Source organism: Streptomyces sp. NPDC090499, from assembly GCF_044769305.1.
Taxonomy (GTDB): domain Bacteria; phylum Actinomycetota; class Actinomycetes; order Streptomycetales; family Streptomycetaceae; genus Streptomyces.
Window position 1 is genome coordinate 402128 of sequence record NZ_JBIVXP010000008.1, and the last position, 14604, is coordinate 416731.

The 14604-nt window shown below is 71.2% G+C and carries 8 protein-coding genes; 5 read left to right on the top strand and 3 right to left on the bottom strand.

Features of this window, described 5'->3' with window-relative positions; all coding sequences use genetic code 11:
• The first annotated feature begins 56 nt into the window (after positions 1 to 56).
• From katG to ACIQVL_RS29415, 5 genes are all read left to right on the top strand, one after another.
• Positions 57 to 2243, top strand: a complete 2187-nt coding sequence (gene katG, locus ACIQVL_RS29395) for a catalase/peroxidase HPI (RefSeq protein ID WP_403476803.1) — start codon at positions 57 to 59, stop codon at positions 2241 to 2243.
• A 283-nt stretch (positions 2244 to 2526) separates the two neighbouring features.
• Positions 2527 to 4236 carry a PHP domain-containing protein gene (locus ACIQVL_RS29400; RefSeq protein ID WP_403425794.1) on the top strand — a complete coding sequence of 570 codons (1710 nt, stop codon included), beginning with the start codon at positions 2527 to 2529 and terminating at the stop codon, positions 4234 to 4236.
• Positions 4233 to 4838 (top strand): hypothetical protein, encoded by a 606-nt coding sequence (locus ACIQVL_RS29405; protein ID WP_403476804.1) that lies wholly within the window; start codon positions 4233 to 4235, stop codon positions 4836 to 4838. The genes ACIQVL_RS29400 and ACIQVL_RS29405 overlap by 4 nt, the downstream gene beginning before the upstream one ends.
• A gap of 155 nt (positions 4839 to 4993) precedes the next feature.
• On the top strand, positions 4994 to 6832 hold the full coding sequence (locus tag ACIQVL_RS29410; protein ID WP_403476805.1) for a M1 family aminopeptidase: 1839 nt from the start codon (positions 4994 to 4996) through the stop codon (positions 6830 to 6832).
• A gap of 165 nt (positions 6833 to 6997) precedes the next feature.
• Positions 6998 to 7672, top strand: coding sequence for a TMEM175 family protein (locus ACIQVL_RS29415; protein WP_403476806.1), 675 nt, complete (start codon positions 6998 to 7000; stop codon positions 7670 to 7672).
• A 129-nt stretch (positions 7673 to 7801) separates the two neighbouring features.
• On the opposite strand, the gene ACIQVL_RS29420 is transcribed toward ACIQVL_RS29415, so the two are convergent.
• From ACIQVL_RS29420 to ACIQVL_RS29430, 3 genes are all read right to left on the bottom strand, one after another.
• Positions 7802 to 10174, bottom strand: coding sequence for a SpoIIE family protein phosphatase (locus ACIQVL_RS29420; protein ID WP_403425786.1), 2373 nt, complete (start codon positions 10172 to 10174; stop codon positions 7802 to 7804).
• A gap of 377 nt (positions 10175 to 10551) precedes the next feature.
• Positions 10552 to 12426, bottom strand: a complete 1875-nt coding sequence (gene phsA / locus ACIQVL_RS29425; protein WP_403476807.1) for an O-aminophenol oxidase PhsA — start codon at positions 12424 to 12426, stop codon at positions 10552 to 10554.
• 212 nt (positions 12427 to 12638) lie between these two features.
• Positions 12639 to 14444: a phospholipase C gene (locus tag ACIQVL_RS29430; protein ID WP_403425783.1), complete on the bottom strand. Its 1806-nt coding sequence runs from the start codon at positions 14442 to 14444 to the stop codon at positions 12639 to 12641.
• Between the last annotated feature and the right edge of the window lie 160 nt (positions 14445 to 14604).

Genomic DNA, 14604 nt, shown 5'->3' on the forward strand with positions numbered 1-14604 from the left:
GTACGTCCAGTAGTTCCTGAGTAAGTCGATCCGCCCCTTCCGGAAGGATTTCCCCCATGTCTGAGGCCCAGGAGAACGCGGGCAAGTGCCCGGTCGCGCACGACCGCGCGCCGCACCCGACCCAGGGCGGCGGCAACCGCCAGTGGTGGCCCGAGGGGCTCAACCTGAAGATCCTTGCCAAGAACCCCGCCGTCTCGAACCCGCTCGGCGAGGGTTTCGACTACGCCGAGGCGTTCCAGAACCTCGACCTCGCGGCCGTGAAACGTGACATCGCGGAGGTGCTCACCACCTCCCAGGACTGGTGGCCGGCCGACTTCGGCAACTACGGCCCGCTGATGATCCGGATGGCCTGGCACAGCGCGGGCACCTACCGCATCTCCGACGGCCGCGGCGGCGCCGGCGCCGGCCAGCAGCGCTTCGCCCCGCTCAACAGCTGGCCGGACAACGGCAACCTGGACAAGGCGCGCCGGCTGCTGTGGCCGGTCAAGAAGAAGTACGGCCAGGCCATCTCCTGGGCCGACCTCATGATCCTCACCGGCAACGTGGCCCTGGAGTCGATGGGCTTCGAGACCTTCGGCTTCGGCGGCGGCCGCGTGGACGTCTGGGAGCCCGAGGACGACGTCTACTGGGGTCCCGAGCGGGTCTGGCTCGACGACCAGCGCTACACCGGTGACCGCGACCTGGAGAGCCCGCTCGGCGCCGTCCAGATGGGCCTCATCTACGTCAACCCGGAGGGCCCCAACGGCAACCCGGACCCGATCGCCGCGGCCCGCGACATCCGCGAGACCTTCCGCCGGATGGCGATGAACGACGAGGAGACCGTCGCCCTCATCGCCGGCGGCCACACCTTCGGCAAGACCCACGGCGCCGGCCCCGCCGAGAACGTCGGCGCCGAGCCCGAGGGCGCCCCGATCGAGCAGCAGGGCCTCGGCTGGAAGAGCACCTACGGCACCGGCAAGGGCGGCGACGCGATCACCAGCGGTCTGGAGGTCACCTGGACCACCAAGCCGACCCAGTGGAGCAACGACTTCTTCTCCATCCTCTTCGGCTACGAGTGGGAGCTGACCCAGAGCCCCGCCGGCGCCAACCAGTGGGTGGCCAAGGACGCCGAGGCGATCATCCCCGACGCCCACGACGCGTCGAAGAAGAAGCTCCCGACGATGCTCACCACCGACCTGTCGCTGCGCTTCGACCCGATCTACGAGCCGATCTCGCGCCGCTTCCACGAGAACCCCGACCAGTTCGCGGACGCCTTCGCCCGCGCCTGGTTCAAGCTGACCCACCGTGACATGGGCCCGAAGTCCCTGTACCTCGGCCCGGAGGTCCCGGCGGAGACGCTGATCTGGCAGGACCCGCTGCCGCAGGCCGAGGGCGAGGCCATCGACGCCGCCGACGTCACGGCCCTGAAGGCCAAGCTCCTCGACTCGGGCCTCACGGTCTCGCAGCTCGTCTCCGCCGCCTGGGCGTCGGCCTCGACGTACCGCGGCAGCGACAAGCGCGGCGGTGCCAACGGCGCCCGCATCCGCCTGGAGCCGCAGCGCGGCTGGGAGGCCAACGACCCCGACCAGCTCGCCCAGGTGCTGCGCGTCCTGGAGGGCGTCCAGCGGGACTTCAACACCGGCGCCAAGAAGGTCTCCCTGGCCGACCTGATCGTCCTCGGCGGTGCCGCCGCCGTGGAGAAGGCCGCCAAGGACGGCGGCGTCGACATCGAGGTGCCCTTCACCCCGGGCCGCGTCGACGCGACCGACGAGCACACGGACGCCGAGTCCTTCGCGGCCCTGGAGCCGACCTCGGACGGCTTCCGCAACTACCTCGGCAAGGGCAACCGCCTGCCCGCCGAGTACCTGCTCCTGGACCGTGCCAACCTGCTCGGCCTCAGTGCCCCCGAGCTGACCGTCCTCGTCGGCGGCCTGCGCGTCCTCGGCGCCAACCAGGGCGGCTCGAAGCACGGCGTCCTCACCGCGACGCCGGGCGTGCTGACCAACGACTTCTTCGTCAACCTGCTCGACATGGGCACGACCTGGAAGTCCACCTCCGAGGACCAGTCCACCTTCGAGGGCCGTGACGACAGCGGTGCGGTCAAGTGGACCGGCACCCGTGCCGACCTGGTCTTCGGCTCCAACTCCGAGCTGCGCGCCGTCGCCGAGGTGTACGCGAGCGACGACGCCAAGGAGAAGTTCGTGAAGGACTTCGTCGCCGCCTGGACGAAGGTCGCCGACGCGGACCGGTTCGACCTGGTCTGACCGACAGTGGTCCGACCGACAGTGGTCTGGCGGGCGGTGGTCTGACCGACGGTGGTCAGACCGACCGGGCCCGATGCCCGGACCGGCTCTCCGTGAGCCGGTCCGGGCATTGCCGTCTTTGCGGCTGCTTGGCCAACTCCCCACCGGGACAAGCGCGTAGCGCGCTGCACATGAGTCGTTCTTTACTCCACCATGACCTCGACTCCCGTTGTTCACGCGACCTTCGCAGACTCTGCACGTCCTGAGCCATCCCCCGTACCGGTCGCCCGCGGGAGTTCCGAACATGAGCCACGGTCACAGTCACGACCACGGTCACGGTCACCACCACCATCACCACGGGGAAGGCGACGCCGCCTCGTCGCTGCCGCCCGCCCTCGATCTGTCCGTCCCCGACGCGGAGCTGACGCCCGGTCAGCTCTCCCGCCGCTCGATGCTGCGCCGCACCGGCCTGCTCGGCGCCGGCCTCGCGGCGGGCAGCGTCCTCGCCGGCGCGGGCCAGGCCGCCGCCTCGGTCTCCTCCGCCCACTCCCAGAACGGCCGTTCCGGCGGCTACCTGTGGCTGGCCGGCGACCACCACATCCACACCCAGTACAGCTCCGACGCCAAGTACCGGGTCATCGACCACGTCCGGCAGGCCAACGCGCACGGCCTGGACTGGATGGTCATCACCGACCACGGCAGCGAGGCGCACGCCAAGATCGGTGTCGAGAAGGTCAACCCCGACATCGTCGCGGCCCGCGACCAGATCGAGGACACCCTGGTCTTCCAGGGCCTGGAGTGGAACATCCCGGCCGCCGAGCACGGCACGGTCTTCGTCCACCCCGGCAAGAACGAGGTCGCCGTACTGAAGGAGTTCGAGAACTCCTTCGACGGCTCGGTGAAGGGCGCCTCCGGCAGCTCCCCGGCCAACGAGGCGCTGGCCATCTCCGGCCTGAACTTCCTCGCCGAGCAGGTGCAGCGCCGCAAGGTCAGGGACGCGCTGTTCCTCGCCAACCACCCGGCGCGCAAGGGCATCGACTCCCCGCACGAGATCCGTGCCTGGCGCGACGCCCAGCCGTCGATCGCGGTCGGCTTCGAGGGCGCCCCCGGTCACCAGGCGGGCGGCCTGCCCAAGCCGAACGGCCCCGGCTCGGCCCGCGGCATCTACGACAACAGCCCGAGCGCCGACTCCTTCACCGGCTACCCGCTGGAGAGCTACCGCACCTGGGGCGGCTTCGACTGGATGACCGCCACCGTCGGCGGCCTGTGGGACAGCCTGCTCGCCGAGGGCAAGCCCTGGTGGATCACCGCCAACTCCGACTCCCACAACGTGTACGCCGACACCGCGGTGCGCGGCCCGAACAGCGACTTCAACACCAACGGCCGTTACGACGACCCGGTCTACGGCACCGGCATCAGCCTCACCGACACCGACTTCTGGCCCGGCCAGTACTCCCGGACCCACGTCGGCGCCTCGTCCTTCTCCTACAAGTCGGTCATGGACGGCATCCGTGCCGGGCGGGTCTGGGTGGACCACGGCGGCCTGATCAGCGGCCTCGACGCCCGGCTGCGCTCCGGCTCGCAGGAGGTGACCCTCGGCGACGTGCTGCACGTCCGCAAGGGCAGCAGGGTCGACCTGGTCATCGAGATCAGCCTCGCCAACGGCCCCAACTGGGCGCAGTTCATGCCGTCGCTGGCCCGCGTCGACGTCATCCAGGGCGACGTCACCGGCCAGGTGAGCGACAAGGACACCTTCGCCACGCCGTCCACGAAGGTCGTGAAGTCCTTCGAGGTCAACAAGGCGACCGGCACGGTCAAGCTGTCGTACTCCCTCGGCCGCCTCGACAAGCCGGTCTACGTCCGGCTGCGCGGTACCGACGGCAACCGCTCCGCGGTCGGCTTCCACGGTGCCGCCGTGGACCCGGCCGGCCCGGCCATCGACGTCCTCGGCGACGCCGACCCGTGGAAGGACCTGTGGTTCTACTCCAACCCGATGTGGGTCCTGCCCGCATGACCTCCCCGCACCACGCGTCCGGCGTCCACTCCGTCATCGGGGTGGACGCCGGTACGGCGACCCTGCGCGAGGCCGACCACCTGATCCACCGGCTGCTGGACCAACTGGCGCTCACGGACGACGTGTTCGCCTGCACCCACCTGTTCCGCACCGACGAGCGACGGGGTACGGCGGTCTCGCTGACCGTCCCGCAGGCGGACGTGGACGACGTGTGGCGGGAACTTCCCAAGGCGCTCCCGGAGGGTACCGGCCTCGCCCTGGCCGACCGCACCCACGGTCCCGACGACGCGGTGGCGACCGCCCGGCAGGCCGCCGCCGCGCCCCCCGCCGCCGGCCGGGCCGTGGCCTACCCGGGCGTGGCACACCTGACCGGCACCGTCACCGTCGCGGACCTGCTCGACCGCACCGCCGTCGAGCGCCTGGTCGTGCTCGGCGCACCGGATGCCGAACTCCCGCCCACCGCCGAGGTCATGACGCAGGACCACGTACGTCCGGAGTGGCGCGACGGCGTCCTCACCCTGGTCCTGGTCCCGGCCGCGGGCGGGCTGCTGGCTCCCTTCGAGGTCCCCAACCCCACCCCGTGCTGCGCGGACCACTTCTGACGCGAGGGTAACCCCTTAGTGACATGGCCTGGTCAAATCTGTCAGGCTTCCGACTCGCACCACTTCGCAACGCGTGAGGCCGCCACCGGCGCACCCCAGCCGGACCGGCGGCCACTCAGCAGGCCATGATCCCGGCCTCCGCAAAGGAGTTTCGTGTGAGATCGACCCCCCACAAGGCCTTCGCCACCAGCGCGCTGGCCATCGCGGCACTCGCCGCGGCCCTGCTCCCCGGCAGCACGGCGTCGGCCGCCGACCAGGCGGCCTGCACCCCCGCCCAGGTCGTCACCAACGGCGGCTTCGAGAGCGGCACGTCACCCTGGACCCAGTCCTCGACCAGCGTGATCACCAACCGCTCCGGCCAGTCCGCCCACGGCGGCACGAGCTTCGCCTGGCTGGACGGCACCGGCGGCACGCACACCGACACGCTCTCGCAGAGCGTCAGCATCCCCTCCGGATGCGCCGCGACGCTCACCTTCTGGCTGCACGTCGACACCGCCGAGACGACCTCGTCCACGGCGTACGACAAGCTCACGGCGAAGATCGGCAGCACCACGCTGGCGACCTATTCCAACCTGGACAAGAACACCGGGTACGTGAAGAAGTCCTTCGACGTGTCCGCGTTCGCCGGCCAGACCGTGACCGTCGCCTTCACCGGCACCGAGGACTCCAGCCTCCAGAGCAGCTTCGTCGTCGACGACGTCGCTCTTGACACCTCGGCCGCCACCACCCCGGGCGACACCACCCGCACCCCGGCCGCGCCCTCGTACACCGTCAGCCTGACCAGCAACACCGCGGGCACCGGCTGGACCGGCCACGAGAGCGTGACCTTCACCAACGCCTCCGCGACCGCGCTGAGCGAGGTCTACCTGCGGCTGTGGGACAACTACCACGGCACCTGCTCGGCCCCGCCGATCACCGTCAGCAACGTCACCGGCGGGACCGCGGGCGCGCTCTCGGTCGCCTGCACGGCGCTGGAGGTCGCCCTGCCGACACCGCTGGCGCAGGGTCAGAGCACCACGATCGGCTTCGACCTGGGCATCACCGTCCCCAGCGGCGCCGACCGCTTCGGCTACGACGGCGCCTTCAGCATGATCGGCAACGCGCTGCCCGTCCTCGCGGTCCGCGACGGCTCCGGCTGGCACCTGGACCCGTACACCAACAACGGCGAGTCCTTCTACTCCCTCGCCGCCGACTTCAAGGTGACCCTGGACCACCCCAGCAGCCTCCTGGTCCCGGCGACCGGCACCTCCGTCGACACCCCCGGCACCAGCGGCCGTACCGTCACCACCGCGACCGCTTCCAAGGTCCGTGACTTCGCCTGGGCGGCCGGGCCGTTCAGCAAGATCTCCGGCACCTCCCCGGGCGGGGTACCGATCAACATCTACTCGGTGTCGGGCATCAGCTCCTCCAGCGCCCAGTCCATGCTCACCACCGCCAAGTCCGCGGTCGACGCCCACGCCGGCCGCTTCGGGGCCTACCCCTACGGCGAGTTGGACGCCGTCATCGACAACAACTTCTGGTTCGGCGGCATGGAGTACCCCGGCTTCGTCCTCGACCTCGTCAGCACCACCGCGCTCACCCACGAGATCGGCCACCAGTGGTGGTACGGGATCGTCGGCGACGACGAGTACAACAGCCCCTGGCTGGACGAGGCGTTCACCGACTACGCCACCGACCTGGCACAGGGCCTGTCCGGCACCAACTGCTGGAACAGCGTGTCCTGGGCGTCGTCGGCCGAGAAGATCACCAACTCGATGGCGTACTGGGACGCCCACTCCTCCCGCTACTCCACCGTCGTCTACGGCTACGGCAAGTGCGCCCTGCACGACCTGCGCCGCCTCATCGGTGACACCGCCATGACCAACCTCCTCAAGAGCTACGCCAGTTCGCACTGGTACGGGGTCTCGACCACCGCCGAGTTCAAGGCGGCGGCCCAGGCCGCGACCAGCACCGACCTGACGTCGTTCTGGACCACGCACCGCATCGACGGCTGACGGGACCGGCCGGCACACCCCGGGTGCGGGACGGCCGTGACCGTCCCGCACCCGGTGAAGTCCCCGTGAAGGCAAAGGGGTTGGAGTGGCGTCGGACGGACACCGCCATGTGGTAGATCTTCCGGCATCCGTCCGTCCGCCGAACTACCGCCTGGTGCCGCCGCTATGACCGACCACCGTCCCCCTGGCCTCCGCCACCGCGAGACCGTCGTAACCCCCGAACGTCTGTCGATGCTCGGCGACGCCGTGTTCGCCATCGCCATCACCCTGCTCGCCCTGGACATCAGCGTCCCCGAGGGCCTGCACGACTCCGAAGTCGCCCACGCCGTCCGGGAGGCGCTGCCGGCCGTCGGCGCGTATCTGCTGAGCTTCGCCGTGATCGGTGTGCTCTGGCTGTCCCAGCACGCCCTGCTCCAACTGGTCGCCACCCTCGACCGCTCACTGCTCTACCTCTACTTCGTGCTCCTCGCGGTCGTCGCCGCGCTGCCCTTCCCGACCAAGCTGCTCAGCGAGTACGGCGAGACGACCACGGCGACGGCCATCTACGCGGGAGCCATCGCCCTGGCCCTCGCCCTCCTGTGCGCCATGTACCTGCGGCTGCTGGCCGTCCCCGCGCTCGCCACCGCGGACGCGGTACCGCAGCAGCTGAAGCGAACGGTCCGCCGCAGCGTCCTGCACACCCTGGTCTTCGCCACGTCGGTTCCGCTGGCGTTCGTCTCGCCCGGCCTCGCCAAGTACTGGTGGCTGCTGCCGATCCCGGTCCGGTTCCTGTTCCGCGAGCCGTCGGACACCGCGCAGGCGGCCGCCGGAGAGGAGCTGCCCGGGGACGCGCAGACCTGAGCACGGCCCCGCCGGGCCGCGTGCCGCGCACGGCACGCGGCCACGGGCTCTGATCGGATCCCTGCGCGATCCCTGCGCGATCCATGCGCGATCCCTGCGCGGATCCATGCACGATCGGTCCCGATGCCGTCAGGGGATGGCCAGTTCGGCCCAGATGGTCTTCCCGGACCCGGTGTAGCGCGTGCCCCAGCGCTGCGACATCTGGGCGACCAGGAACAGGCCGCGGCCGCCCTCGTCGTCCCGGCGGGCCCGCCGCAGGTGCGGTGCGGTGTGCGCGTTGTCGGAGACCTCGCACAGCAGGCTGCGGTCCCTGATGAGCCTCAGCATCACGGGCCCGGTGGCGTACCGGATGCTGTTGGTGACCAGCTCGCTCACCACCAGCTCCGCGGTGAACGCCAGGTCGGACAGGCCCCAGGTCTCCAGCTGGCGCTCGGTGTCCGTGCGCGCCCGCGCCACCATCGCCGGGTCGGGCGGCAGCTCCAGGTCCGCCACCCGGCCGGCCCCCAGCCGCCGGGTGCGGACCAGCAGCAGGGTGGCGTCGTCCGCCTGCGGTCCCGGCGGCAGCGTCGACAGCGCCCGGTCGCACAGCTCCTCCAGCGGACACCGCTGCCAGGTGAGCACATGGGCGAGACGGTCGATACCGCTGTCGATGTCGGTGCGCCGGTCCTCCACCACCCCGTCGGTGAAGAACGCCACCACGCTGCCGTTGGACAGGCTCAGCTCGACGTTCTCGTAGGGCAGGCTGCCCAGCCCCAGGGGCGGTCCCGGCGCCAGCGCGGACAGCGCCACCGAGCCGGTCGCGTCGGCCACGATCGGCGGCGGATGCCCGGCGCTCGCCCAGACACAGCGGCCGCTCACCGGGTCGTAGATCGCGTACAGACAGGTCACCCCGAGCGCCTCGTCGCCCAGCCCGTCGTCCGCGTGCGGCTCGGAGTCCTGCGCGACCAGACCGTCGAGGCGCGTCAGCAGCTCCGCCGGGTCGAGGTCCAGCAGGGCCAGGGTCCGTACGGTGGCGCGCAGCCTGCCCATGGTCGCGGCCGCGTGCACGCCGTGGCCGACCACGTCGCCGACGGTCAGCCCCACCCGGGCGCCGGAGAGCGGGATCAGGTCGAACCAGTCGCCGCCCACGCCCACCCGGCTGTCCGCAGGCAGATAGCGGTACGCCACGTCGACCGCGCTCTGCTCGGGCAGCCGTTGCGGCAGCAGGCTCCGCTGCAGTACCAGGGCCGCCGCGTGCTGGCTCGTGTAGCGGCGGGCGTTGTCGATGCCGACGGCGGCCCGCTCGGTCAGCTCCACGGCGAGCGTCTGCTCCTCGGGCCCGAAGGGGTCCGGGTTGTGGCTGCGCCGGAAGGTGGCGAGGCCGAGGACGGCGTCCCGGGCCAGCAGCGGGACGAAGAGGCTGGAGCGCAGGCCGGCCGGAGCCGGCTCGTCCGGTGGTCCGGGCGGGGCGGCGTCCACGACGGGGCGGCTGGTGGCCAGGCTCAGTGCCTGCGGCGACGACGGCGGATAGGAGACGGGGCTGGTCCGGAACTCCTCCGGGGTGCGGCCGTGCATCCGCAGCAGGCTGTGGCCCGGCGCCGAACCCGTCGGCGGCTGCCGGCCCTCGATGACCGCCGGCGGGAGGTCCACCAGCACCTCGTCCGCCAGCTGCGGCACCGCCACGTCCGCGAGCTCCGCGGCCGTCCGGCGCACGTCCAGCGAGGCGCCGATGCGCTTGCCCGCCCGTACGAGCAGCGACAGCCGTTCCTGGGCGCGGTAGCGGTCGGTGATGTCCAGGGACTCCTCGAACAGCCCCAGCGGCTCGCCCCGGGCGTCCACCAGCCGGTGGTACGAGCAGGACCAGACGTGCTCGCGCACCGGGTCGGCGGGGGCCCGTCCCCGGTAGTGCATGCCCATGATCGGTTCGCCCGTCGTGAGCACGTGCTCCATGATCTGGTCCTCGTCCGGAGGATGGTGGCGGGAGATGAACTCGCCCTCCGGAAAGAGGGCCGCGGCCGGACGGCCGACGTACTGGGCGACCCCCGCGAGCTCCTGGTCGGTGGAGACGTTCCCCCAGACGACCCGCATCTCGGTGTCGAAGATCGTCAGACCCACGGAGGACTCGGTGGCCAGCCCCTGCAACATGGCCAGCTGCGCCTCCCAGCCGCGCAGCTCCGCCAGCTCCGCCGCGACCACCACGGTCGCGGCCGTGCCCCGGGACGCGAGCGGGCTGAAGGCCACGGCCGCACGCAGGGTACGCCCGTCGCGGCAGGCCAGGTCCAGGACCGTGCTGCGCGGCCGGTGCGCCGTGCAGAGCGAGGAGGGGCGTGGCCCCGGATCCGTCGCCAGCAGCAGGGCCGCCGGCCGGCCGAGCACGTCCTCCGCCGGATGCCCGAGGAGGCGCTGGGCCGAGGGGCCCCAGCCCGAGACGCGGCCTTCGGCGTCCAGCACCGCGGCCGCGGCCTTGGTGAGGTCCAGAGGACTGTGGAAATCGACGTCGGCCGCGTTCGGAAAACGATCCATGGGCACCGCTTCCCTCCGTGCTCCCTCAGCATCCCGTGCCGCAGGTCGGACGACAACCGCACGCACCGTCGCCTCCGGCGGACCCAGGCCCTCGGGCCTGCCCCGGCCTGCGCGGGAGGCCGCCTCCTTCCGTACCGGGTCGGATCCGGCGGTCGCAGCCGACCGGATCAGGCCCGCTGCCGTGACCGCTCCGACTCGGCACCCCTCCCAGGCCGTCCGCGGCCACCAGGCCCGACGCCCCCCGCCACCAGGCCCCCGCCTCGGGCATGCACCGCCATCGGGCCCCGCCATCGGGCACGCACCGGCACCGGCCGGAGCCGCGGGGACCCGCGCCGGTGTCCGGAGCGTAGGGTACCGGCGCGAGCCGCGGCGCCGGGTCAGCCCGTGTGACCCTCGCCGTGGCCGCCGTGGGCCGCGCCGTGGTCGAACTTCATCGCCTCCTCGGGCATGACCACGAAGGGCCGCATCATGCCCATGTCCTCGTGTTCGAGGAGATGGCAGTGGTACATGAACCGGCCGTAGGCACCGTCGAACCGCCCCATCACGCGCAGCACCTGACCGCCCGGGACCCGGAAGACGTCCTTGTGGCCGCGCTCGTTCGGCGCGAGCGGAAGCTGTGTCGCGGGGTCGAACGCGATCGGCTTGGTGGTGCCGCCCACCGCCGGGTCGAAGCCCGAGACGTCGTAGGGGTCGCGGGCCAGCAGCTGGAAGTCGGCCAGGTGGATGTGCATCGGGTGCACGATCGGTGCCAGGTTGAGGAAGCTCCACTGCTCGTAGGAGCCCTCGGCGATGGTGAAGCCCAGCGCGTCGTTGAAGGTCCGGGAGGTGCGCCGGTAGGTCTTCGTCGTGCCGTCCGCCCCGGTCAGCTGGATGACGCCCTCGGCCGGAACCTGCACCGGGCCCGGGTCGGTGACCTCGGTCATCTCCCAGATCTCCGGATGGCCGCCGGCGCCCTTGGTGGCCGGCGGGGTGAGCACGATCAGGCGGTGGCCGTGCGGGACGTCGTGCGTGAGGCGCCGGAAGGAGCCGGAGAGCACCTCGGGGAGCTCGAAGCCGTCCGCCGCACCGCCGCAGCCGACCCGGAACTCCAGGACGGCGGGGTAGCGCACGTCACCGGCCGGGTCGGGCACGCCGGGCGGCTGGTTGCGGCCCTTGTTGACCAGGCGCAGCCTCTTGCCCTCCAGGCCCCGGAAGTCGGCGAGCAGGTCGAAGCGCTCCGCGGGGGCCACGGTGAGCGTCGGCAGCGCGCCCTCGAAGTCGACCGGGACCGGGCGGGGGAGCAGCCCGCCGTCGCTGCCGATCTGGTGCAGCACCCCCGGGACGGGGCTGCCGTCCTCGTCGACGAGGACGAGGTCGTAGATGCGCGCGTTGGACGCGTTGACGAGCCGGAAGCGGTACCAGCCGTCGGCCACCTCGGCGTACGGCCAGATGCGGCCGTTGACCGTGGTGTACGGCCCGGTGAACGGGGTGGTGACCGGCCTGCCGGTCTCCGGGTTCTGCTGCTGGACGATCACCGTCTTGTGCAGCAGCCGGCCGTTGAGCCGGCCGTCCTCGTCGGTGTCCAGGTTCCGGTCCGCGAGCAGCAGCGGGATCTCCCGCTCTCCGCTCGGCAGCCCGAGGGCGTCCTCCTCGTCGTCACGGACCAGGTAGGTGCCGTACAGGCCGGTGTGCACGTTCCACCGGGTGATGTTCATGGCGTGGTCGTGGTACCACCACTGCACCGCCTGGTGGTCGTTCGGGTACTCCGAGAGCTGGGCGTCGCCGGAGCCGACGGCGTTGTCCGCCCAGCCGTCGTTGCCCCCGCCGGTCCGGGCTCCGTGCAGGTGGGTGACCGTCCAGGCGGGCAGGGCGGCGACGTCCTTGTCCGGTTCGGCGCCCTCGCGGCCGGGCTCCGTGTTCGGCTGCGGACGGCCGTCCGTGCGCAGCGGCACCTGTACGGAAGTGACCGGGTACTCGCTGCCCCCGGGGATCCGGTTGGTCCAGGCGATGCGGACGCGCTGTCCGCGGCGGACCTCGATGGTCGGTCCCGGCACCTGCCCGTCGTACCCCCACATCAGGGTCGGCGGGAGCTGCGGGTGCAGCCGGACCCAGGCCGGACGCAGCGCGATCTCCGTCTCGCGCAGGTCGTCGCCGGTGCCGGGCCGCAGGATCGGCGGGACCGGCAACGGTGTGACGTACGGCGTCAGTTCCTCCGGCGTCGGCGCCGCTTCGGCCGGGCCGCTCCCGGTGATCCTGTCGATGATGTCGGTCAAGGTCGAACACCCCCGTGTTCTGTGGCTCTCTCGTGTCGCGCGGTTCTTTTCCCCGCACTCCACATGACTCCCGAGCCACGGCCGACGTTCCAGGAATGCCCCGTTCCACCCGAAAGGGTGAGTATTTCCGGCCGGTCTTCCGGTGCCGGAAACGCCGCTCGGCACGGTCCGGGGAGGAGGACCGTGCCGAGCGGGTCGGGGCGGGGGTGGTGTCAGGCGGCGGTGCGCTGCCTGCGGCGGAGCGTCAGGTACGTGCCCGTGGCGCCGGCGGCCACCAGGGCGGCCGCACCGAGGGTGACCGGCAGGGCCGGGAACGGGCCGGAGTCGGTCGTCGCGGCCGTGTTCACCATCGCCGGACCCGGGGTGATGCGGGTGCTCACCGCGGAGACGTGGCGGATCGGGCCGATGTGCTTGACGGAACCGTCCGAGTTCAGCAGCACCTGCTTGTTGTTCGGGTGCCGGAAGTCGAACATGCCGGTCAGCGAGCCCGCGGTGGCGTCGAAGGAGTGGTCGCCGACGCGGCCGGTGTGCCAGTTGTCCTCGATGAAGCGGGTGATGGAGGACTGGTCGGTCTGCGTGTGGTCGACCTTGTTCACCTTGCTGTACGGCGAGACGACCAGCAGCGGCTGCCGGGTGCCGGGTCCGCAGCGGTCGGCGTAGCCACCGGACGCGGCCGGGCCGGACTGGCAGGCGGCGCTGTCCAGGGCCTTGCCGTTGGAGCCGACCGTGGAGTCCTTGGAGCCGTTGCGCGGCTTGGCGTAGGCGTGGTCGTACCAGCCGTCGGAGTCGTCGTAGGCGATGACGATCGCGGTGGACTTCCACTGCGGCGAGCTCTGGATGGTGTTGATCTCGTTGACGAGGAAGTGCTGCTCGTCGGTCGGGTCGGAGTACCCGGCGTGGCCGTCCTGGTACTCACCGGCCTTGAGGAAGCTGACGGCCGGGAGCCTGCCCGCCTTGGCGGCTGCGGTGAAGTCGGTCAGGTCGTAGTTGTGGTTCGCCCGGCCGTTGTGACCGATCTCGTTCACGTTCTTCGGCGCCACGTGGTGCGGGTTGGACGTCGACTTGTAGTACGAGAACGGGTTGTGGTGCGGGCTGTAGTCGACCACGGAGGCGCCGCCGACGTTGGTGTGCGTGGTGTCGCACTTGGCGTAGGAGCCGGACGTGCCGTTGTAGGCCGTCGACGGGCGGAAGCCGCCCTGGAACCAGCCCCAGGTCACCTTCTTGGAGTTGAGCAGGTCACCGATGTTCTTGCCCTGCAGCGACGCGAGCGCGCTGGTGCTGGTGTGGTCCTTGTCGGAGCAGTCGTCGTAGGCCGGGTCGGGGTCGTTGATGACCGTGCCGACACCCTTCGCGTCCGGGGAGGCGATGGCGTACGAGTCGGGCGTCGACGTCTGCTTGCCGGTGACCGAGTCCACCGAGATCGCGCCGTGCGTCTGACCCGAGACCAGGTTGAGCGCGCCGGGCGTGGACGGGCCGTAGACCGAGCTGTAGGAGCGGTCGTTGAGGGCGTACTGCTGGGCGTAGTTCCACAGACCGGTGACGGTGTTGCCGTCGTAGTAGTCCATGACCAGGCCCGGCTCGCCGAACAGGCCGCCGGAGCACTTGTCGACCTCGGTGTTCTGCACGAACTGGTCGGCCTTGCCGCCGTCGTAGGCCAGCTGCTCGGGCCCGTAGGAGTGGTTCTGGTCGCAGGTCATCGCCTGCGACGAGGAGAGCCGCTTGGGCGCGTACTGGTTCGGGTTCTTCGTCAGCAGCCCGGCGTGCGCGACGGTGTCGACGTCCTTCGGGGTGTTCTTCGACGCCGTGAACTTCGTGCCGTCGGTGTTCGCGGCCTTCGGGTAGGTCGCGAAGTAGTGGTCGAAGGAGATGTTCTCGTCGAACAGCACGACCACGTGCTTGATCGGCGTCGCGGTCGACGACCCGCCGCCGTGTCCGGCGGGTACGGCGGCCCAGCTGGGCGCGGTGCCTCCGAGGACCGTGAGTGCGGCGGCCCCCGCGAGAGCGCCGAGGCTCCTCATCGCCGTTCGTCTTCCTGTGCTGGCCATGCTGGTTCCCCTCCGGGCATGAACGTCACTGCGTCGTACAGGCAGGGATGCTTCGCCCGCTTCCCGGCGCTCCGGCGGAGCCATGATGGCGGGTGAATGAACACCGGGTCAGGGATGCTGGGGCAAACCTTGA